Source organism: Mycobacterium sp. NAZ190054 (assembly GCF_001545925.1).
GTDB lineage: Bacteria > Actinomycetota > Actinomycetes > Mycobacteriales > Mycobacteriaceae > Mycobacterium.
In genome coordinates, this window is sequence record NZ_LMVQ01000379.1 from 1 (window position 1) to 18,272 (window position 18,272).

The window sequence follows — 18,272 nt, forward strand, 5'->3', positions numbered from 1 at the left end:
TGGGCGAACACCACACCCATTTCCTGCCGGGTGGTCACGGTCAGCCGGCGCGCCAACTCGGGCGGCAGCACCAGCGTGATCTCTCCGGCGCGGCTCCAGCGCAGGAACTCCGAAGGCTCCGCGTCGACCGACCCGGGCAGCGCGGCCACCGGCATGCCGAGCACAGTCGCGGTGCCACCGGAGACGGTGGCGGACACCTTGTTGTTCAACCCGACGAAGTCGGCCACGAACGGGGTGGCCGGGTTGGCGTACAGGTCGGCGGGCGCGGCGAGCTGCTCGAGCCTGCCCTGGTTCATCACCCCGACCCGGTCGGCGACGGCGAGCGCCTCCTCCTGATCGTGGGTGACGAACAGTGTGGTCGTGCCGACTTCGAGTTGCACGCGCCGGATCTCGTCGCGCAGCTGGGTGCGCACCTTGGCGTCCAGCGCCGACAGCGGTTCGTCGAGCAGCAGCACCCGCGGCTGGATCGCCAGTGCGCGGGCCAGCGCGACACGCTGCTGCTGCCCGCCCGAGAGTTCCTTGGCGTACCGTCCGCCCAGCGCCCCCAGCCCGACCAGATCGAGCATGTCCGCCGCCCGGGAGAGCCTGTCCCGCTTGCCTTTTCCTCGCATCTTGAGCCCGAAGGCGACGTTGTCGAGCACGGTCAGGTGCGGGAACAGGCTGTAGGCCTGGAACACCATACCCATGTCGCGCTTGTTCGCCGGCACCCTGCTGACGTCGACACCGCCGACCGACACCGTGCCCGAGGTCGCCTCGTCGAGGCCCGCCACGATCCGCAGCGCGGTGGTCTTGCCGCACCCCGACGGGCCCAGCAGCGCGACCAGCTCGCCGGGTTCGATGTGCAGTGTCAGCCCGTCGAGCGCGCGGGTCGACCCGTACACCCGGGTCAGCTCGTCGAGCCGGACACCGACGCCCTGATTCATACCGTCACCCCCGGGGTCTTGCCGCCCCGCCGGCCACGGGTCACCAGCGACAGGATCAGCAGCAGCACGAATCCGAACAACAACGTCACCAGTGACGCCGCCACCGACGTGGGGCCGTCACTCTTGCCGATCAGCACGATCTGCACCGGAAGCGTCTCGTAACCCGACAACGACGCGATGGTGTACTCGCCGAGCACCACCGCGATCGAGATGAACGCCGCCGACAGGATGCCCGACCAGATGTTGGGCACCACCACCCGGGTGATCGTGGTCAGCCATCCCGCGCCCAGTGACCTGGCGGCCTCGGACAGGGTGTGCAGATCGATCGCCGACAGCGCGGAGTCGAGGGCCCGGTAGGCGAACGGGAGTACGACGATCACGTAGACGAAGGTCAGGGTCAGCGCGGATTCCCCGAGGAGGTAGGTCACCCACAGGTAGACGTTGCGCAGCCCGACCACGATCACCAGCGCCGGGATCGTCAATGGCAGCAGACACAGGAACTCGATCAGTCCCTTGGCCCACGGGGCCCGCAACCGCACCCAGATCATCGTCGGCACCAGCAGCACCAGCATCGCGGCCACCGTGAACACCGCCAGCAGCAGCGACACCACGATCGAGGTGTACAGCGCCTCGTCGGCGACCAGGTTGGCCCACGCCTGCCAGGTGCGGCCGTCGGAGAGCAGGTTGCGGGTGGAGAAGTCGGCCATCGCGTACAGCGGGAACAGGAAGAACATCCCGAACATCACCCAGAGTCCGCCCCGGACAAGCCTCCTCATGACAACCACCGGGAACTGCGGCGCACCAGCAGGTTGTAGGCGACCATCACCACCGCCACGACCACGATCATCTCCAGTGCCAGCGCATACGCGAACCCGGCCTGCCCGAGCACCACCTCGCTGACCAGCGACGCGCGGATCAGCAGCGGCAGGATCGGGCTGCCCTGGCTGACCAGCGCCGCGGCGGTGGCGTACGCGGCGAAGGCGTTGGCGAACAACAACAGTGCCGAGCCCAGGAACGCCGGTGTCAGCAACGGCAGCGCGACCTCGCGCCAGTACGCCCATGTCGACGCGCCGAGGCTGACCGCGGCCTCGCGCCACTGCTCCCGCAGTCCTTCCAGTGCGGGCAGGAACACGATGACCATCAGCGGGATCTGGAAGTACGTGTAGACCAGGATCAGCCCGCTCAAGCTGTACAGCCAGCCCGAGCCGGCCAGGTTGAACCCGAACACCTGCTGCACCCACAGCGTCAGCACGCCGTTCAGCCCGACCGTGGCCAGGAACGCGAACGCCAGTGCCACACCCCCGAACTGGGCCAGCACGCTGCACAGCGACAGCACCGCGCGGCGCGCCATCGAGGTGGGTGGGCTGCTGACGATCAGCCACGCCAGCACCGCGCCCAGCACCGCACCGAGCAGCGCGGTCGCACCCGAGAGCAGCACGCTGTCGCGCAGCGCCGACAACGCGGTGCCGGTGAACAACGCCGCGATGCGGTCCAGGCTGAAAACCCCGTCGGCGTACACCGCTCCCACCACGACGGTGACCGTCGGGATGATCAGGAAGACGACCACGACGGTCAGGAACGGCAGCAGCGGCAGCGAATCACGCAGCCGGCGCGCAAGACTCACCCGCGTCCACCTCAGCCGACCGCCGCGGCCCAGTTCTCCGCGAGATACTGCGACGCCGCCTCGGTCTGCTGGGGGGTCGGCACGGTCACCGGTCCGTCGACGACGGGCAGCGCCTCGGCCACCGCCGGGTCGAGGGTGCCGTCGACGAGCATGTTGTCCGCCCGCACCGGCCGGACCCCGCCCTGGGCGAACAGGTTCTGGCCCTCGTCGCTGTAGAGGAACTCCTGCCACAACCGCGCGGCGGCCGGATGCGGGGCGTCCTTGTTGATGGCCTGGTAGTAGTAGCCGGCGACCGCGTTCTCCGGCGGCACCACCACCGTCCACGACGGCAACTTCTTGGTCTCGGCGGAGTTGGTGTAGTTCCAGTCGATCACCACCGGCGTCTGCCCGGACGCGATCGTGGCCGGCGTCGGGTCGACGGGCAGGAAGTTGCCCGCCTCCTTGAGCTTGCGGAAGAACTCGACGCCGGGGGCGATGTCGTCGGCCGAACCGCCCTGCGAGAGCGCCACCATCAGCACCCCGGAGAACGCCGCGCCGGCCTGGGTCGGATCCCCGTTGAGCGCCACCTTGCCTTGGTACTCGGGCTTGAGCAGGTCGTCCACCCGGGTCACCGGCGGCACCTTGGACGCGTCGAAACCGATCGACATGTAGCCGCCGTAGTCGTTGACCCAGGTGCCGTCGGCGTCCTTGAACGCCGCCGGGATGTCGTCGAAGGTCTCGACCTTGTACGGCGTGAACATCGCGGTGTTGGCCAGCGCCACCGACTGGCCGAGGTCGAACACGTCCGGTGCGGTGCTGCGGCCCTTCTGCTGGTTGGCCGCGTTGATCTCGTCCTGGCTGGAGGCATCGGGCTGCGCGGAGTTGACCTTGATGCCGTACTTGTCGGAGAAGGCCGTGATGATCGCGCCGTAGTTGGCCCAGTCCGGCGGCAGCGCAATCACATTGAGCTCACCCTCGGCCTTGGCCGCCTCGATCAGGCCCTCCATCCCGCCGAAGTCCTCGGCCGAGGTGGCCGCGGCCGCGTTCACACCGGATTCGGTCTGGGCGTTCGAGTTGTCCTTCTCGGGCGGCGCGCAGGCCACGGCGCCGCCGAGCAGCAGCGCCGACGCGGCGAGAGCGAGAACCCGGACCGGCGGCCGTGGCGTGTCAGGTGAGGTGTTCATTGCCGAACCTTCCGATGAGCAGGAGGCTGCGCAGTGGCTGCGCGGTTACCGCCCCGCGACTCCGCAGTGAACGAATCGGACCAGCTGTGCGCACCCTACCCTGGGGTGATGGCGAATTCCGACGACCGTGACGTCATCGCCGCTTTCGCCGCCGCGCCGGTGGCGATGCTGGCGACCGTGGGAGCCGACGCCGTGCCGCATGTGGTGCCGGTGGTGTTCGCGGTGCCCGAGCACCGCCAGGACATCCTCTACACCGCGATCGACGCCAAACCGAAGTCGACGCGACGGCTGCGCCGACTGGTCAACATCGAGCACAACCCGGCGGTGAGCCTGCTCGTCGACCACTACGACGACGACTGGTCCCGGCTGTGGTGGGTGCGCGCCGACGGCGTCGCGACGATCCACCACAGCGGCGTGGAGATGGCCACCGGCTACGCGCAGCTGCGCGCCAAGTACCCGCAGTACCAGCGCGTCGAACTCGACGGGCCGGTCGTCACGGTCGAGATCCGCCGCTGGTCGTCCTGGCATGGGGGTTGACCGGGGCTACCCGTTGCCCGACGCCGCCTGAGCCTTGGCCGCTTTGTTCGCCTCCAACTGTTCCTCGTAGGCGCCCTCGTCCCGGCCCAGCGCGATGGTGCCCGCCACCATCGCGACCGTCGACACCAGCAGCGCGACCGCGTCCCACCGCCCGACGTCGAGGTGCTCACCGAGCACCACCGCCCCGAGGACCACCGCGACCAGCGGTTCGAGCACCAGCATGGTGGGCACCGAGGTCTGCAGCGAGCCGGCGTGGAAGGAGGACTGCTGCAGCAGCGTCGCGACCACGCCCAGCAGCACCAACAGGTAGAGCACCGGGGTGGTCAGCACCGCGGGGAGACCCTCGTTGGTCAGGACGTGCATCACCAGTTTCGTCAGCACCGCGACGACGCCGAACAACACCCCGACCGCGACGGCCAGCAGCACCGCCCGAATCCACCCGATGATGCGCGTCGCGACGATCACACACGCCAGCACCGCGGCCGTGCACACCACCGCCACCACCGCCGAGGTCGACAGCGACGCCTCGTAGTCGCCGGGGCTGGCCTTCGCGAGCACCACGAACACCGCCAGCGCCATGGTGAGCAGCACCGCCCACCCCCATTCGGCACGCGTGACCCGGCGACCCGCCAACCGGGCGCTCAGCGGCAGCGCGAACAGCAGCGCCGAGACCAGGATCGGTTGCACGAGCAACAGCGACCCCTCGGCCAGCGCGAGCGCCTGGAACAGGTAGCCCGCCACCGCTGCCGCGGTGCCCGCCCACCACAACGGCCGGCGCACCAGCGTCTGGAACATCACCGCACTGATTCCGTGTTCGGCGGGCACGTCGAGGGTCGCCCGCTGGCGCACCACGATCCCGACAGCGAGAAACACCGCGGCGAGAAACGCCAGCAGCACCGTAAGGCCATGCCCGATCACCCGACAAGGACAACACACCCACCGGCGCGGCGCGCAGTCCGGTCCCGCCTCGCCGATCGATCGATCTTGTTTCAGCGCCGGGCAACTGGGGCATCAATGCGGGCATGAACGCGCGACGGTTGATCATGATCGCAGGGGTGGCGATACTGCTGGCAGGTGTCATCGCGCTGCTGGTGCCGGTGTCGATCCCCGGACCGGAAGGCAGCATCGGATGTGGTAACGGTATCGCCGCCGACCTGTCGACGGCCCGCGAAGCCGACAGCGGGAACCTGGCCAACCTGCCGGTGCTCAACGAGATCATTCCGCACACCGATTACGCGGCCGCGTGTGAGTCGTCGATATCCGCGCGCCGGTCGTGGGCCATCCCGGTGGCCGTCGTCGGCCTGGTCGTGGTGGCCGGATCGTTCTTCGTCGGCGGCCGCTCCGGGCGGGTCCGCGCCTGAGACCGGTTTAGGACGCGCGCCCGTCGACGACCCGCAGGTGCCGGACCGGCGCTGCGGGGTCGGCGTCCGGGGCGATCCGGTCGTTGACGCGGGCGACCACGGTGTCGACCCGGTGCACGGCGCGGTCACACAGGCCGCTCACGCGATCGCCTGCGGCGTCGACGTCGTCGGCGGCGCTGCGCAGGTAGGCCCGGAGTGTGACGCGCAGCCTCTCGCCGGCCACGCGCAGCCGGCGCCGGAGCCGGTCATCGATCTCGACGGTGACGTAGGGCAACACCTGAAGCCTCATCTCCGCGTCTCCTCTTCGTGGATGCCTGAGCCCACCCTAGCGGTGTCGTCCTGCACCTGCGCCAGCGCTCGCCCGGCCGACTCCCGCAGGGTGAGCACCGTGACCAGCGACAGCACGGCCGCGGTCATCAGGTAGAACGCCGGGGCGATCGAGTTGCCGGTGCTCGCGGTCAGCCACGTGACGACGTACGGCGTGGTGCCGCCGAACACCGCGACGCAGACGTTGTAGCCCACCGAGAAACCACTGAACCGGACCCGGGTGGCGAACAGTTCGACACCGGCCGACACCGCACAGGAGATGTACACCGACTCGATGGCCGCCAGCAGGCAGTGCGCCGCGACCGCGGCGATCAGCGACCCGGAGGTCAGCAGCACGAACAGCGGGTAGCCCAGCACCAGGAACGCCACCGCGCCGCCGATCAGCAGCGGCCGCCGCCCGGATCCGGTCCGACAGCGCCGCCAGCGGCAGGATCGACACCAGCGCCACCACGCAGGCCAGCGTGATCGACACGAACGACGCCGTCTTGGAGAACTCCAGCGTCTTGATGAAATACGTCGGCAGGAAGGTGAACACGACGTAGTAGCCGATGTTGAAGACGATGAACAGGCCGATCACCTGCAGGATCTGTCGCCACGACGTGGCGATGGCCTCGCGCAGCGGGGAATCCGCGGTCTTGTCGGCCTTGTCGAGTTCGGCGAACTGTGGGGTGTCGCCGAGGCGCAGGCGGATGTAGAGACCGACCAGCCCCAGCGGGCCGGCGATCAGGAACGGGATGCGCCAGCCGTAACTCTCCATCGCCGCGGCCGGCAGCAGCGCCTGCAGCAGCGTCACCGTCACCGAGCCGGCCAGGAAGCCCAGCACACCGGACCACGCCATGAACGTGATCGTCAGGCCGCGGCGCGCGTCGCTGGCGAATTCCGCCAGATACACCGCGCCGCCGCCGTACTCGCCGCCCGCCGAGAACCCCTGCAGGCAGCGGAACAGCAGCAGCAACAGCGGCGCCGCCACCCCGATGGTGTCGTAGGTCGGCAGCACGCCGATGCACAGCGTGGCCGCCGACATCAGCAGGATCACCACGGCGAGCACCTTCTGACGGCCGATGCGGTCGCCGAGCGGTCCGAAGACGAAGCCGCCGAGCGGACGCATGAAGAACGCCGCGGCGAAGATCGCGAACGTGTTGAGCAGCGCGGCGGTCTCGTTGCCGGCGGGGAAGAAGTGCGCGGCGATGAACGTCGCCAGGAAGCCGTAGATGGCGAAGTCGAACCACTCGACGGCGTTACCGATGGACGCCCCCGTCACCACCCGGCGGATGTCGGTCTCCATGTCGAACCCCCGAATTTAAGCGTGGCGCTGAGCATTTCGCTTACCGCATCCCACTGGAGGCGGCGCTGAACGCAACTTAGCGCTTCGCCGCCCGCACCGCGTCAGCCGCATCCTTGGCAGCCTGTTTACCGGCGGCGTAGGCGTCTTCGGCGGCGGTCAACGCCTGCTCGGCCTCGTCCAGCCGGCGCCGGGCGTCCTCGCGCTTCAGCCTCGCCCTGGCCAGGTCGGACTGCAACTCACTCAGCGCGGCGTCGGCCTGGGCTTTCGCCCGCTCGGCCGCGCGGGCCTCATGGGACTTCGTGGCCTGCCGGACCTTCGTCTCCCGCGCCTTCGGCGCGGCGACCGCGGCGCTGAAACCGAAATCGCCGAAGCCAGACCATTGTTCGGCCTTGGTGAGCCGGCCGAGCCGCTCGGCGACCTCGGGGTCGGCGATCGCGGCCTGCAGCGTGGAGGTGACGTCGTCACGCAGCGCCGCCGGCGGCGACGCGATTCCGGCCTGCCGCAGCGCGGTGCGCGTCAGCTCGTCGACGAGCCTGCGTTGTTCGGCGGTGAGCGCGCGGATCGTCTCACCGTCCATCGCCGTGTGGGCCTCGCGCAGCCGGGCGCCGAGGTCGGCCAGCGCCGATCGGGCCGGACCGCCCAGCACCAACGTGTTGACCACCCATGCGGCCGTCGTCGGCTTGCGGCTGCCGGCGATGCGGCGGGCCGCATCGGCCTCACCGCTCTTCTTCGCCGCGGCCGCCAGCCGGGTGCGGACCTTCGTGAAGTCCGCGGGCGCAGCGGCGTACAGCTCGTCGAGCGCGTCGTCCACCGCGAAAGCCATGTCTCAGGCCTGTTCTGACATCCGATGGCGCCGGCGCAGCGGCTCCCGCCCCGGCGGCTGCTGGGGCGACGGAAGCAGCGGAACCCTGCGGCGCACCGGCACCTCGGTGGGTTGGCGGGTGTTCAACTCCAACGGTTGCCCCGCATGCCGGATCGACAGCATCCCGCGTGGGCCGTCGCGCAGCGTGTACGTCACCGTTTGGTGGTTCACTTCAACCGTCACGCGAAAGCCCCTCCAGCGCAACCGGAAACACAGCCGGGCGATACCGTCGGGCAAGTGCGGGTCCAGCTCCAGCACCCCTTCGTCGTCGCGCAGCCCGCCGAATCCGGCCACCAGCGCCGTCCAGCTGCCGGCCAGCGACGCCAGATGAAGCCCGTCGCCGGTGTTGTTGTGCAGGTCGCGCAGGTCGATCAGGGCCGCCTCGTAGGCGTAATCGTGCGCGAGCTCCAGATGCCCCACGTCGGCGCACATCACCGCCTGGGTGCACGCCGACAGCGACGAGTCCCGGGTGGTACGCCGTTCGTAGTAGTCGACGTTACGGGCCTTCTGCTCCGGGGTGAACGCGTGGCTCTGCCACTGCATCGCCAGCACCAGGTCGGCCTGCTTGATCACCTGGGCGGGATAGAGCCGCACATACGGTTCATGCAGCAGCAGAGGGTATTTGGTGTTCATCCGGAAGTCCCACTCCCGCAGCGTGGTGAACCCCTCACACTGTGGGTGCACGCCCAGTTCCTCGTCATAGGGGATGTGCACCGCGTCCGCGGCGTCCCGCCACGCGGCCATCTCCTCGGTGTCCACCCCGAGGTCACGGGCCGCGTCGGGATGCCGGGCGCACGCGTCGGCCGCGATCCGCAGGTTCGCCGCCGCCATCAGGTTGGTGAACACGTTGTCCCGCACCACGGCGGTGTATTCGTCGGGCCCGGTGACCCCGTCGATGCGCCACCGGCCGTGCCGGTCGTGGTGCCCCAGCGAGATCCACAGTCGCGCGGTGTCGACGAGAACGGTGAGGCCACACTCCTTCTCCAGAGAGTCGTCGCCGGTCACCACCCGGTAGCGGTCGAACGCCAGCGCGATGTCGGCGTTGATGTGGAACCCGGCGGTGCCGGCGGGCCAGTAGGCCGAGCACTCCTCGCCGTGGATGGTGCGCCACGGGAAACTCGCGCCGCACAGGTCCAACTCCTTGGCGCGCTCGCGTGCCATCTCCAGTGTCGACGCCCGCCACCGCAGCGCGTCGGCCGCCGCCCGCGGCGCGGTGTAGGTCAGCACCGGCAGCACGAATCCCTCGGTGTCCCAGAACGCGTGGCCGTCGTAGCCGGTCCCGGTCAGCCCCTTGCCCGCGATGGCCCGCCGCTCGGCGCGGGCGCTGGCCTGCAGGACGTGGAACAAGCCGAACCGCACCGCCTGCTGGCAGTCCGCGTCGCCGTCGACCTCAACGTCGGCGCTGTCCCAGAACTCGTCGAGGTAGTCGCGCTGGGACCGCAGCAATCCGTCCCACCCGGTGTAGCGCGCGCCGGCGATCGCGGCGGCGACCTGATCGCGCAGCGCCGGGCAGGAACGCAGGCTCGACCAGCCGTAGGCCAGATACTTCACCAGGCGCAGACGCTCACCGGCTCTCAGTTCCGTGACCACCGTGGTGCGCGCCCAGTCGTCACCGGAGTCGCCACTGACGTCGACGCGGCCCTCGGCGTCGATGAGGTGGTCCATCGCGGCCGCCATCGTCAGCCGACTCGACCGGGTGCGGTGGATCAGCATCGCCCCGCGTTCGCTGACCTCGTGCTGCATCGCTTCCAGCGGGCGCTCCAGCACCGCGGCCACCCGTGGGTCCGTCGACGACACCGGCTGGTCCTCGTTGGCGACCAGTTCGGACTGCACCGTCAGCAGCACGTCGTCCACGGCCTCCACGATGTACTCGACGGCGGCCAGACTGCGCTGCGCCAGCGACACCAGCCGTGTCGAGTACACCTTCACGCGCTTGCCGGACGGCGTGGTCCAGTCCGCGGCGCGGGCCAGCGTGCCCGCGCGCAGATCCAGGGACCGTTCGTGGGAGTGCAGCTCGCCGTACCGGATGTCGAAGGGTTCGTCGTCGACCAGCAGCCGGATCAGCTTGCCGTTGGTGACGTCGACGATGGACTGCCCGTCCTCGGGATAGCCGAACCCCGCTTCGGCATAGGGCAGCGGACGGGTCTCGTAGAACCCGTTCAGGTAGGTGCCGGGCAGTCCGTGCGGCTCACCCTCGTCGAGGTTCCCGCGCAGTCCGATGTGCCCGTTGGACAACGCGAACAGCGACTCGGTCTGCGGCAGCAGATCCATCCGCAGCTGCGTCTCCCGGACGTGCCAGGGCTCGACGGGGAACGCTTCGTCGGTGATCATCATGGTCGGAGCAACTCCCCGAGGTCGGTGACGACGATATCGGCGCCGTGGTGTCGCAACGCTTCTGACTGTCCCGTGCGGTCCACCCCGACCACCAGGCCGAATCCGCCGGCACGGCCCGCGGCCACCCCCGACAGCGCGTCTTCGAACACGGCTGCGTCGGCCGGTGCCACGTCGAGCAGCTGCGCGGCACGCAGGAACGCGTCGGGGGCCGGTTTACCCGGCAGGTTCTGCTCCCGCAACGTCACGCCGTCGACCCGTTCCTCGATGTAGACGTCCAGTCCGGTGAGTTCGAGTACCTCGCGGGTGTTGGCGCTTGAGGACACCACCGCGCGCCGCAACCCACCCTCGGCGGCCGCCTGCAGGTACCGCCGCGAACCGTCGAACACCGTGACGCCGTCGGTGTGCAGACTCTGGTTGAACATCAGGTTCTTGCGCTCCCCCAGCCGCGACACGGTCTCCTCGTCGGCGACGATGCCGCGGCTGCCCAGAAACGAACGGATGCCATCCAGGCGGGGTTTCCCGTCGACATAGCGTTCGTAATCAGCGCCGGCGTCGAAAGGCACGTACGGTTCGCCGTCCCCGGCACGGCCGCGCAGATACTCGTCGAACATCGCCTTCCACGCGCGGCGGTGCACGCTCGCGGTGTCGGTCAGCACGCCGTCGAGGTCGAACAGGCAGGCGCGGACGCGGTCGGGCAGGCCGAGCATCTAGCCGAGCCCGAGCATCGTCCGCAGTTCGGCGGTGCGCCACACGACCAGCGCGACGAACAGCACCAGCAGTCCCACCGCCGCGCCGCCCTGCACCAGGTTGCGTTGCTGCCGGGGCGCGTAGACGAACGCCGCGGCCACCACCGCGCCGGTCAGAAGCCCGCCGATGTGGCCCTGCCAGCTGATGTTCTGCGACGTGAACAGCGGGATCAGGAAGGTGAAAGCGAGGTTCAGCCCGATGATCGCGACGACCGACCGCACGTCCATGTTGAGTTTGCGGCCGACCACGAACGTCGCGCCGAACAAGCCGAACACCGCCCCGGACGCGCCGGCGGTGAGCGCGTTGAACGTCAGCAGGTACACCAGCACCGAGCCGCCCAGCGCGCTGAGCAGATACAGCGCGACGAACCGCAGCCGGCCCAACGCGAACTCCAGCGGTGGGCCCACGAAGTACAGCGCCAGCATGTTGAACGCGATGTGGGTGACGCTGAAGTGCAGGAACGCCGAGGTCACCAGCCGGTACAACTCGCCGTCGGCGGCGGCCGGCGGCCACAGCCCGAGGGCGCGTTCCAGGTCCGGGGAGGCCATCTGCAGCGCGAACATCAGCAGGTTGACCGCGATCAGCACGTAGGTCACCAGCGGCGTCGTCGACCGCGGTGCTCGGGCGCCCACGGCGTTGGTGACCGGCCGCACGGACCGGGCGCCCTCGCCGACGCAGTCGGCGCACTGGTGGCCGACCGCGGCGCTGTGCATGCACTCGGGGCAGATGAACCGGTTGCACCGCGTGCAGCGGACATAGGTCTGCCGGTCCGGGTGCCGGTAGCAGGTCGGGGCTTGAGCCGGGGTACCGGGCGGGTACGGATAGCCCATGTCAGAGCGTCCCGAACAGTTCGATGTGGTTGCCGTCGGGATCGGCGACGAACATCCACCCCATGCCCGGCACCGGCGCGAACTCGGTCAGCGGTTCCACCACGTGGTAGTCGGACGCGTCGAAGGCGGCGGCGACGGCCCGCAGCCCGTTGACGCCGATCGTGAAGTACCGCAGCCCCGCCTGCGCGCGGCCGCCGCCCGGGGCGACGGGAGCCGGCGGCGGCGTGGTGTAGGTGACGAGTTTGAGCACGCTGCCGCCCAGTGAATAGCGGCGCTGGGAGCCGCCGTCGAACTCGATCTCGCCCTGCGGCTCGAGTTCGAGGAACCCCTCGTAGAAGGCGACCATCGGTTCGGGGTCGGTGGTGACGAGCCCGACCTCGATGCCGGGTGTCAGCAGGTCCAGTTTCACGCACACCAACCTATCTCGCGCCGCGGAAGCCTTTGCTCGGTAACGATTCGGTGACGACGCAGATCACGATCATCTAAGCAACGGCGGTGAAACCTGAGAAGTTTCAGAGTTCGGCGACGGATCAGGCCGGGTTTCGGCCCGATTTGAGGTGAACGTCACGCCCCGAGAATGTAACGCGGAGCCGCAGCGTGCCTCCCGGACAACGAGATACGTTTGAGCACTTCAGATCTCGGTTACCTTGGAGTTCGGGCGGGGGTAGCAGTAACCGATTCACAATCCGAAGGACCCAATCGATCATGAATTTCAATGGATTGACCGTGCGTGCAAGTCGGCGCGCTCTGGCCGGTGCCGGGGCGGCGTGTCTGTTCGGCGGTGTCGCCGCGGCCACCGTGGCCGCACCGCTCGCGGGCGCGCAGCCGGCCCAGTGCACCGCAGCCTCGCTCACCGGGACCGTCAGCTCGGTCACCGGTCAGGCACGGCAGTACCTCGACGCCCACCCGGGCGCCAATCAGGCCGTGACCACGGCGATGAACCAGCCGCGGCCCGAGGCCGAGGCCAACCTGCGGGGCTACTTCAACGCCAACCCGGCGGAGTACTACGACCTGCGGGGCATCCTCGCGCCGATCGGTGACACGCAGCGCAACTGCAACGTCGGCGTGCTGCCCGCCGATCTGCAGTCGGCCTACGACACGTTCATGGCCGGCTGATCGCACCGTTGAGGCTGCGGCGGCGGGTTCTTCCCCGCCGCCGCAGCACTTAGACTGACTTCCTATGAGGCTGATCAAACCGGCTGCGGTGGCCGCAGCTGTGATCGCGGGCTGGGGCGTGGCCGCACCGGCGGCCGGCGCCCAGCCCGCCGAAGCACCGAAGACCACGATCGAGGGCAACGGCTCGTACGCCGTCGGCACCGACATCGTCCCGGGCGTCTACCAGTCCGCAGGACCGGTCGACGATGGCGCCTGCTACTGGAAACGCACCGCCGGTGACCAGTTGGTCGACAACAGGCTGACCAAGAAACCGTCGTTCGTCCAGATCCAGCCGACCGACACCACCTTCACCACCAGCGACTGCCAGGTCTGGCAGCTCACCAACGCCCCGATGCCACCGGAGCCCGGCCCCGGCGATCTGCTGGGTCAGCTGACGCAGGCGATCGGCAGCGGCATGTTCTCCGGGGGGCCGCGCTGACCGACTCGGAGGTCACTTCGATCGGGGCCGAGGACCCCGCCGGGCTGGAGACCGCGGTCGAGCGGATCTGGCAGGCGGCGGTGCACTGGTACCGGGCCGGGATGCAGCCCGCGATCCAGGTGTGCCTGCGTCGTGACGGCCGGGTCATCCTGGACCGGGCGATCGGTTACGCCTGGGACGGAGTCCCGGTCCGCACCGACACCCCGTTCTGCGTGTATTCGGCGGCCAAGGCGATCACCACGACGGTGACCCACATGCTCGTCGAACGCGGTGCGTTCTCGCTGGAGGACCGGGTGTGCGACTACCTGCCCGGCTACACCAGCCACGGCAAGGACCGCACCACCATCCGCCACGTGCTGACCCACAGCGCCGGCATCCCGTTCGCGACCGGGCCGAAGCCCGACCTCAAGCGCATGGACGACAGCGAATATGCGCGGGAGATGCTCGGCCGGATGAAGCCGCTCTACCCGCCGGGGCTGGTGCACGTCTATCACGGTGTGACGTGGGGCCCGTTGATGCGTGAGATCATCTCCGCGGCAACCGGCCGCAGTATCCGCGACATCCTGGCCGAGGAGATCCTTGACCCGCTCGGCTTCCGCTGGACCAATTACGGCGTTGCGGCACAGGATGTTCCGCTGGTGGCACCCAGCCACGTCACCGGCAAACCGCTGCCCGCCCCGATCGCCAAGGCGTTCAAGACGGCCGTCGGCGGCACGCCGCAGCAGATCATCCCGTTCTCGAACACGCCTGCGTTCCTGACCGGTGTCATCCCGTCGTCGAACACGGTGTCCCACGCCAACGAGCTGTCCCGGTTCGCCGAGATCCTCTGCCGTGGAGGGGAACTCGACGGTGTCCGGGTGCTGTCCCCGGAGACGCTGTACGCGGCGACCAGGGAGGTCCGCCGGTTACGCCCGGATCTCGCAACCGGGCTGGCGCCGATACGGTGGGGCACCGGATACATGTTGGGCTCCAAGCGGTTCGGGCCGTTCGGCCGCGACGCGGCCGGCGCGTTCGGGCACACCGGGCTGACCGACATCGCGGTGTGGGCCGACCCGCAGCGCGCACTTTCGGTGGCGGTGGTCAGCAGCGGCAAGCCCGGCAGCCATCGCGAGGCCAAGCGCTACCCGCAGCTGCTGGACCGGATCAACGCCGAGATCCCGCGGATCTGACGCCTCGGTAGATGCCCCGCCGCACGATCATGCGCATCAGCACGGGCTCGAACGACCAGGCCGGGAACCGGAACGCCCGGCCGTCCGGCGCGAACACCTCCAGGCCGTCCGGCTGGATTCCCACCACCGACCCCCAACGCCGGCCCGGCGGGCGGTAATTGCGCAGCGGCTTCCCGGCGAACGCGGCGCGGATGTTGCGGGCCAGCAGGCCGTCGGCGCGATTGCGCGCGGAACTGCGCAGCGGGTCGGTCGCCGCGACGTCACCGACCGCGAACACCTCGGGATGTCCGGGCACCTGCAATGTGGGCAGCACGCGCACGAAGCCGTGCTCGTCGAGCAGTTCGGCCGGCAACCAGCCGGTGTTCGGCCGCACCCGGCCGATCGCCCACAGCACCGCGTCAGCGGTCGACGGTGGCTGCCCGGTGCTCCAGCGCACTTCCCCGGTGGTCAGCTCATCGCCGGTGAAACCCGGCTCGAGCTCGGCCCGGTGACCGGGCCGCAACACCACTCCGGCCTCGGTCAGCCTGCGCCGCACGGTCTCCCACGTGCGCGGATGATGACCGGTCAGGGCCCGCGCACCGGGGAAGCACAGCTCGACCCGTTTACCCGGCCATGCGGTGGCGATCTGCGCGGCGCTGCCGACCGCCGCGGCGCCGCCCCCGACCACGAGGACCGACTCGGCGGCGGCGAGCTTTTCGTGCGGCGCCCGCAGATCCGTGCCGATCTGCGCCGCGGTCCGCACCGCCGGCTGCCGCCAGAAACCGTTGGTGACACCGGTGGCGATCACCAGCGCGTCGTAGCCCACCTCCGTCGTCGCGCCGGCGGCTGTCGTGACCGTGACGCTGCGGGCGGCGAGGTCCAGCCCCGTCAGTGCGCCGTGCACGGTGCGGACGCCGTCGAGGCCGCGGAAACGGTCGAACGGGATCCAGTTGTGCTGCGCCCAGTGCTCGGGGCGGGCCAGCCGCCAGCCGAGCTCCTGTCCGCTGACCAGCCCGGGCTTGGCCGAGATTCCCACGACGTCAGCGTGTTTCGCGAGCTTGATCGCGGTGAGCACACCGACGTCACCGAGCCCGGCGATGACGACACGTCTGCCGCTCATCCGGCCAGCTGCACCCGGAAGGTCTTCGGCCAGTCCTTGCCGGTGAGCAGGAACTGCGAACCCTGGACGTGGGCGATGCCGTTGAGCACCTGGGCGCTGGACGGTATGCCGCGGGCCCGGAGTCCGGTGGCGTCGACGACGAGGGTCACCGCGCCGCTCCCGGGGTCGATCCGCACCAGGTTGTCCGACGGCCACAGGTTGGCCCACACCTGCCCGTTGACGCACTCCAACTCGTTGAGCCCGTTGAGCGCGCGGCCGTCACGGGTCACGTCGACACCCCCGGTCTCGGCGAAGCTGCCGGGATCGTGGAACGTCAGCCGGTTGCTGCCGTCACTGCGGATCAGGCGCTCGCCGTCGTAGCAGAGTCCCCAGCCCTCCCCGGACAGCGGCACCTCACGCACCGGCGTCAGGCCGGCCCTGTCCCACTCGACGGCGACACCGTCCCGGTAGGTCAGCTGCCAGATGCGATCACCGACGACGGTGATGCCCTCACCGAAGTAGTCGCCCGGCATGTCGACCGCGCGGGTCACCTCGCCGGTGTCGGGGTCGAGTGTGCGCAGCTGCGACTCGCCGGCCAGCCCGGTGCCCTCGTAGAGCACCGGGCCGCTGATCTCGAAGCCCTGGGTGAAGGCCTCCTGGTCGTGCGGTATCTCCTCCACCACGACGGGTTCGACGACCGGGACGGCGGGCTCGGCGTGTGCGAGCGGCGAGGCCGTGCCGGCCGCCACCAGCGCGAGTACGGCCCACACCCGCGGCGCGGCGCTTCGGCGAGAGGAAGTCATATCGCCCGTTCTACCGTGCGACGATGGCCGAATGAAAGCGGTCAGTTGTGTGCACGGCACATTGGAGGTCGTCGACCTGCCCTCCCCGCGGCCCGGCGACGGGCAGTTGGTGCTCGACGTGCTGCGGTGCGGGATCTGCGGATCGGATCTGCACGCCAAGGATCACGCCGACGAGCTCACCGAGGTCTTCGCCGAAGGCGGCTACCACGACTTCGTGCGCAGCGACACCCCGGTGGTGATGGGCCACGAGTTCTGCGGGGTGGTCGCCGAGCGGGGCCGCAAGGCAGGCAGGGAGTTCACCGAGGGCACGACGGTGGTGTCGTTTCCGCTGCGCCGCGCCGGCGGCGGCGTGCATCTGCTGGGGCTGTCCCCGCTGACACCGGGCGCGTACGCCGAGCAGGTGGTGACCGAGGCCGCGCTGACGTTCGCGGTGCCCAACGGTCTCGACCCGGCCGTGGCCGCGTTGACCGAACCGATGTCGGTGGCGCTGCACGCGGTCCGACGCAGCGAGATCACCGGCAGGGACGTCGCGATCGTGCTGGGCTGCGGCCCGGTGGGCCTGGCCGTCATCTGCCATCTCAAGGCGCGCGGCGTGCGCACCATCGTGGCCAGCGACTTCTCCCCCGGCCGACGCGCCCTGGCGTCGCGCTGCGGCGCCGACGTCGTCGTCGACCCGGCCGAGGAGTCCCCGTACGACGCGGTGCCGGCCGGACAGCGCGGCCTGACCGAACTGCCCGCGCTCTACGAACTCGGTGTCGGCTCGATGGAGAAGCTGCGCAAGATCCCCGGGTGGGCGCACGTGTACCGGATCGCCGACCGGCTCGGCGGCACCGCGCCGAAGCGGCCGGTGATCTTCGAGTGCGTCGGGGTGCCCGGCATGATCGACGGGATCGTCTCCGCGGCGCCGCTGGCGTCGCGCGTCATCGTCGTCGGCGTGTGCATGGGCGACGACAGGATCCGTCCGGCCATGGCGATCGGCAAAGAGATCGAGATGCGGTTCGTCTTCGGTCAGACGCCCATCGAGTTCCGCGACACCCTGCACATGCTGGCCGAGGGCAAGCTCGACGCGTCGCCGTTGGTGACCGGGACGGTGGGTCTCGGCGGTGTCGCCGCGGCGTTCGAGGCGCTCGGCGACCCGGAGACACACGCGAAGATTCTCATCGACCCGGCCAGTCCGGCGGTGGCGCCTTAGATCGGCAACGGTGGGTTCGCCGAGTCGAGGTGCTCGACGGTGGTGAACACCAGCTCGTCCTCGCCGACGTTCTCGATGTCGTGCAGCAGGTATTCACCTTCGGCGAACGTGAAATGCCGTGTCTCACCGGCACTGTAGGAGACATCGCGGGTGGTGCCGTCCGAGGTGTGCTGCCGGCTGGTACCGGCGTTGACCGCGGTCCAGAAGTAGTCCAGCACGTGGCGGTGGGCATGCCACCGCTGTCCCGGCGCCAGCCGGATCTCCCACACCCGGACGCGCTCGTTCTGGCTGAGCAACCGGGAGCCGACATACCCGTCGTGGGAGTGGCGTTCGAACTCGGCCTTCAGTTCGTCGCTCCAGCCCTCGAAGTCGGTGCCGACCAGGGTGCCCGCCAGCGGGGCGTCGGTCAGGAAATCATGTGTGTTTGTCATCGTGTGCCTTTC

At 69.6% G+C, this 18,272-nt stretch carries 20 protein-coding genes and 1 pseudogene; 6 read left to right on the forward strand and 15 right to left on the reverse strand.

Going from position 1 to position 18,272, the window contains the following annotated elements; translation table 11 throughout:
* The 4 genes from ASJ79_RS22105 to ASJ79_RS22120 form a co-directional block, all read right to left on the reverse strand.
* Nucleotides 1-923: ABC transporter ATP-binding protein (locus ASJ79_RS22105; protein ID WP_067959934.1), on the reverse strand; the 923-nt coding region annotated here is incomplete at its 3' end.
* Nucleotides 920-1,699, reverse strand: a complete 780-nt coding sequence (locus ASJ79_RS22110; protein WP_067959938.1) for an ABC transporter permease — start codon at nucleotides 1,697-1,699, stop codon at nucleotides 920-922. The genes ASJ79_RS22110 and ASJ79_RS22105, both read right to left, overlap by 4 nt.
* A complete protein-coding gene (locus tag ASJ79_RS22115) occupies nucleotides 1,696-2,547 on the reverse strand; it encodes an ABC transporter permease subunit (protein WP_067959942.1) in 852 nt (283 codons plus the stop codon). The genes ASJ79_RS22110 and ASJ79_RS22115 overlap by 4 nt, the downstream gene beginning before the upstream one ends.
* 11 nt (nucleotides 2,548-2,558) lie before the next feature.
* On the reverse strand, nucleotides 2,559-3,710 hold the full coding sequence (locus ASJ79_RS22120) for an ABC transporter substrate-binding protein (protein WP_067959945.1): 1,152 nt from the start codon (nucleotides 3,708-3,710) through the stop codon (nucleotides 2,559-2,561).
* 108 nt (nucleotides 3,711-3,818) lie between these two features.
* Here ASJ79_RS22120 and ASJ79_RS22125 point away from each other — a divergent pair, with 108 nt between their 5' ends.
* Nucleotides 3,819-4,247 carry a TIGR03668 family PPOX class F420-dependent oxidoreductase gene (locus tag ASJ79_RS22125; RefSeq protein WP_067959948.1) on the forward strand — a complete coding sequence of 143 codons (429 nt, stop codon included), beginning with the start codon at nucleotides 3,819-3,821 and terminating at the stop codon, nucleotides 4,245-4,247.
* A gap of 6 nt (nucleotides 4,248-4,253) precedes the next feature.
* On the opposite strand, the gene ASJ79_RS22130 is transcribed toward ASJ79_RS22125, so the two are convergent.
* Nucleotides 4,254-5,165, reverse strand: coding sequence for a DMT family transporter (locus ASJ79_RS22130; protein WP_067959950.1), 912 nt, complete (start codon nucleotides 5,163-5,165; stop codon nucleotides 4,254-4,256).
* Nucleotides 5,166-5,269: 104 nt separating this feature from the next.
* Here ASJ79_RS22130 and ASJ79_RS22135 point away from each other — a divergent pair, with 104 nt between their 5' ends.
* Nucleotides 5,270-5,608, forward strand: coding sequence for an aminopeptidase (locus tag ASJ79_RS22135; protein WP_067959954.1), 339 nt, complete (start codon nucleotides 5,270-5,272; stop codon nucleotides 5,606-5,608).
* Between the two features lie 7 nt (nucleotides 5,609-5,615).
* Here the strand turns inward: ASJ79_RS22135 and ASJ79_RS22140 are convergent, their stop codons facing one another.
* From ASJ79_RS22140 to ASJ79_RS22170, 7 genes and pseudogenes are all read right to left on the reverse strand, one after another.
* Nucleotides 5,616-5,897 carry a hypothetical protein gene (locus ASJ79_RS22140; protein ID WP_067959957.1) on the reverse strand — a complete coding sequence of 94 codons (282 nt, stop codon included), beginning with the start codon at nucleotides 5,895-5,897 and terminating at the stop codon, nucleotides 5,616-5,618.
* Nucleotides 5,894-7,220: pseudogene (locus tag ASJ79_RS22145) on the reverse strand (MFS transporter). The gene ASJ79_RS22140 and the pseudogene ASJ79_RS22145 overlap by 4 nt, the downstream one beginning before the upstream one ends.
* A 76-nt stretch (nucleotides 7,221-7,296) precedes the next feature.
* The gene (locus ASJ79_RS22150) at nucleotides 7,297-8,043 is read right to left on the reverse strand and encodes a hypothetical protein (protein WP_067959961.1); all 747 of its coding nucleotides are present in this window, start codon (nucleotides 8,041-8,043) and stop codon (nucleotides 7,297-7,299) included.
* 3 nt (nucleotides 8,044-8,046) lie between these two features.
* On the reverse strand, nucleotides 8,047-10,413 hold the full coding sequence (locus ASJ79_RS22155) for a glycoside hydrolase family 65 protein (RefSeq protein WP_067960014.1): 2,367 nt from the start codon (nucleotides 10,411-10,413) through the stop codon (nucleotides 8,047-8,049).
* On the reverse strand, nucleotides 10,413-11,123 hold the full coding sequence (locus ASJ79_RS22160) for a beta-phosphoglucomutase family hydrolase (protein WP_067959965.1): 711 nt from the start codon (nucleotides 11,121-11,123) through the stop codon (nucleotides 10,413-10,415). Before ASJ79_RS22160 ends, ASJ79_RS22155 begins: the two co-directional genes overlap by 1 nt.
* Nucleotides 11,124-11,993, reverse strand: a complete 870-nt coding sequence (locus ASJ79_RS22165) for a rhomboid family intramembrane serine protease (protein WP_067959968.1) — start codon at nucleotides 11,991-11,993, stop codon at nucleotides 11,124-11,126.
* A gap of 1 nt (nucleotide 11,994) precedes the next feature.
* Entirely contained in the window at nucleotides 11,995-12,408 is a 414-nt protein-coding gene (locus ASJ79_RS22170; RefSeq protein ID WP_067960017.1) for a VOC family protein, read from the reverse strand.
* Between the two features lie 290 nt (nucleotides 12,409-12,698).
* Between ASJ79_RS22170 and ASJ79_RS22175 the strand changes: the two genes are divergently transcribed.
* The 3 genes from ASJ79_RS22175 (at nucleotide 12,699) to ASJ79_RS22185 (ending at nucleotide 14,756) form a co-directional block, all read left to right on the forward strand.
* Complete coding sequence (locus ASJ79_RS22175) at nucleotides 12,699-13,109, forward strand: heme-binding protein (protein ID WP_067959972.1); 411 nt, start codon at nucleotides 12,699-12,701, stop codon at nucleotides 13,107-13,109.
* 64 nt (nucleotides 13,110-13,173) lie between these two features.
* The gene (locus tag ASJ79_RS22180) at nucleotides 13,174-13,587 is read left to right on the forward strand and encodes a hypothetical protein (RefSeq protein ID WP_067959975.1); all 414 of its coding nucleotides are present in this window, start codon (nucleotides 13,174-13,176) and stop codon (nucleotides 13,585-13,587) included.
* Complete coding sequence (locus tag ASJ79_RS22185) at nucleotides 13,584-14,756, forward strand: serine hydrolase (RefSeq protein WP_067959978.1); 1,173 nt, start codon at nucleotides 13,584-13,586, stop codon at nucleotides 14,754-14,756. The genes ASJ79_RS22180 and ASJ79_RS22185 overlap by 4 nt, the downstream gene beginning before the upstream one ends.
* Here ASJ79_RS22185 and ASJ79_RS22190 read toward each other — a convergent pair.
* Nucleotides 14,731-15,855, reverse strand: a complete 1,125-nt coding sequence (locus ASJ79_RS22190; protein WP_067959981.1) for an FAD-dependent oxidoreductase — start codon at nucleotides 15,853-15,855, stop codon at nucleotides 14,731-14,733. The two genes, ASJ79_RS22185 and ASJ79_RS22190, sit on opposite strands and share 26 nt — an antisense overlap.
* Nucleotides 15,852-16,637: a glutaminyl-peptide cyclotransferase gene (locus ASJ79_RS22195; protein WP_067959983.1), complete on the reverse strand. Its 786-nt coding sequence runs from the start codon at nucleotides 16,635-16,637 to the stop codon at nucleotides 15,852-15,854. The genes ASJ79_RS22190 and ASJ79_RS22195 overlap by 4 nt, the downstream gene beginning before the upstream one ends.
* Before the next feature lie 31 nt (nucleotides 16,638-16,668).
* Between ASJ79_RS22195 and ASJ79_RS22200 the strand changes: the two genes are divergently transcribed.
* Nucleotides 16,669-17,829 (forward strand): zinc-binding dehydrogenase, encoded by a 1,161-nt coding sequence (locus ASJ79_RS22200; RefSeq protein WP_067959987.1) that lies wholly within the window; start codon nucleotides 16,669-16,671, stop codon nucleotides 17,827-17,829.
* Here ASJ79_RS22200 and ASJ79_RS22205 read toward each other — a convergent pair.
* A complete protein-coding gene (locus tag ASJ79_RS22205; RefSeq protein WP_067959991.1) occupies nucleotides 17,826-18,260 on the reverse strand; it encodes a hypothetical protein in 435 nt (144 codons plus the stop codon). The two genes, ASJ79_RS22200 and ASJ79_RS22205, sit on opposite strands and share 4 nt — an antisense overlap.
* Between the last annotated feature and the right edge of the window lie 12 nt (nucleotides 18,261-18,272).

Excerpts from the sequence above, each read along its gene's own strand:
- ASJ79_RS22155 (WP_067960014.1), bottom strand. The coding sequence starts at position 10,413 with ATGATCACCGACGAAGCGTTCCCCGTCGAGCCCTGGCACGTCCGGGAG.
- ASJ79_RS22160 (WP_067959965.1), bottom strand. The coding sequence starts at position 11,123 with ATGCTCGGCCTGCCCGACCGCGTCCGCGCCTGCCTGTTCGACCTCGAC.
- ASJ79_RS22150 (WP_067959961.1), bottom strand. The coding sequence starts at position 8,043 with ATGGCTTTCGCGGTGGACGACGCGCTCGACGAGCTGTACGCCGCTGCG.
- ASJ79_RS22140 (WP_067959957.1), bottom strand. The coding sequence starts at position 5,897 with ATGAGGCTTCAGGTGTTGCCCTACGTCACCGTCGAGATCGATGACCGG.
- ASJ79_RS22135 (WP_067959954.1), top strand. The coding sequence starts at position 5,270 with ATGAACGCGCGACGGTTGATCATGATCGCAGGGGTGGCGATACTGCTG.
- ASJ79_RS22195 (WP_067959983.1), bottom strand. The coding sequence starts at position 16,637 with ATGACTTCCTCTCGCCGAAGCGCCGCGCCGCGGGTGTGGGCCGTACTC.
- ASJ79_RS22165 (WP_067959968.1), bottom strand. The coding sequence starts at position 11,993 with ATGGGCTATCCGTACCCGCCCGGTACCCCGGCTCAAGCCCCGACCTGC.
- ASJ79_RS22120 (WP_067959945.1), bottom strand. The coding sequence starts at position 3,710 with ATGAACACCTCACCTGACACGCCACGGCCGCCGGTCCGGGTTCTCGCT.
- ASJ79_RS22175 (WP_067959972.1), top strand. The coding sequence starts at position 12,699 with ATGAATTTCAATGGATTGACCGTGCGTGCAAGTCGGCGCGCTCTGGCC.
- ASJ79_RS22190 (WP_067959981.1), bottom strand. The coding sequence starts at position 15,855 with ATGAGCGGCAGACGTGTCGTCATCGCCGGGCTCGGTGACGTCGGTGTG.
- ASJ79_RS22205 (WP_067959991.1), bottom strand. The coding sequence starts at position 18,260 with ATGACAAACACACATGATTTCCTGACCGACGCCCCGCTGGCGGGCACC.
- ASJ79_RS22125 (WP_067959948.1), top strand. The coding sequence starts at position 3,819 with ATGGCGAATTCCGACGACCGTGACGTCATCGCCGCTTTCGCCGCCGCG.
- ASJ79_RS22110 (WP_067959938.1), bottom strand. The coding sequence starts at position 1,699 with ATGAGGAGGCTTGTCCGGGGCGGACTCTGGGTGATGTTCGGGATGTTC.
- ASJ79_RS22180 (WP_067959975.1), top strand. The coding sequence starts at position 13,174 with ATGAGGCTGATCAAACCGGCTGCGGTGGCCGCAGCTGTGATCGCGGGC.
- ASJ79_RS22200 (WP_067959987.1), top strand. The coding sequence starts at position 16,669 with ATGAAAGCGGTCAGTTGTGTGCACGGCACATTGGAGGTCGTCGACCTG.